The sequence below is a fragment of the Azospirillum tabaci genome, assembly GCF_014596085.1.
Classification (GTDB): Bacteria; Pseudomonadota; Alphaproteobacteria; order Azospirillales; family Azospirillaceae; genus Azospirillum; species Azospirillum tabaci.
The window spans coordinates 1-900 of record NZ_JACCJY010000082.1 but is presented as its reverse complement, the minus strand read 5'-3'; the positions used below and the strand labels follow the sequence as shown (position 1 = coordinate 900).

The following is a 900-nucleotide window of genomic DNA, read 5'->3' as shown; positions in this document are numbered from 1 at the left end:
GCACCTGGGCGACCGTGCTCTACATCTGCGCCACCATGGACCTCATCGCGGCCTTCTGCGCCATCGCGGTCCTGCGGCCCATGCTGCGCAAGCACCACGCCCGAAACGCCGAACTCGCCGCCCGGCAGGGCACGGGTCCGGTCACGGCGGCGGCCAGCCCGTAACCTCCGCTTCGGCGGACCGACCGAAAGGGGGCCACGTGTGTGGCCCCCTTTTCGGCGTTTCGGGCGGCCTTGCGGAGCGGCGCATGAGTGGCGAGACATGTCGGCGGAGGGGGCATGGGCAATCGACAGCGGAGGCAAGGAATGGCAAAGGACGACGGCAGTTTCCGGCTGGTGGTCGCCTGCTCGCTGGGCGGGGTGGCGGTCAGCGTGGCCCTCGGCTCGCTGCTGCTGTCGCGATGGACGCCCCGGACGGAGAATACGGTGGTCGAGCGGGCGATCCACAACATGGACCGGCAGACCTGCGAGCGGGTGCTGCACTCCTTCACGCAGCCGCAGCCGGTGGGCACCCGCGTGCTGTGGCTGTGGGCGGAGGAGTCGACACCGGGCGTTTTCACCGGGGCGCCCTGGACGTCGCGGGTGACCGGGCCGGGCGTCCAGACAGCCGGGGCCGGGGCCGGGGCCGGGGCGGTGGCCGGCCGCTCCCCCCGACCCTACGCCTTCGATCCGGCGTCCCAGGCGGCGCCGGAGGCGGCCTGCTCCTTCCCGAACAACTCCCTGCACATCGTGTCGGTGGAGTACCCGCCCAAGCCGGACGCCGCTCCGGCAACGGGCAAACGCTGAAAAACGGGCAAGCCGTGAAAAGGGAAAGGGGCGGCCGCGGGAAGCGACCGGCCCTTTCTGGCAGGCGTTGCGCCGGATGGACGCGCCGCCTTACTCCTAGCGCTGCCCCATGAGC

The 900-nt window shown here is 71.8% G+C and carries 1 protein-coding gene; it reads left to right on the top strand.

What is annotated here, in order from left to right; all coding sequences use genetic code 11:
* Positions 1–305 precede the first annotated feature (305 nt).
* Positions 306–785 carry a hypothetical protein gene (locus H0B54_RS29330; RefSeq protein WP_188263272.1) on the top strand — a complete coding sequence of 160 codons (480 nt, stop codon included), beginning with the start codon at positions 306–308 and terminating at the stop codon, positions 783–785.
* Positions 786–900 lie beyond the last annotated feature (115 nt).

Bases quoted from the DNA above. Each gene is read 5' to 3' on its own strand.
- H0B54_RS29330 (WP_188263272.1), top strand. From the start codon at position 306: ATGGCAAAGGACGACGGCAGTTTCCGGCTGGTGGTCGCCTGCTCGCTG.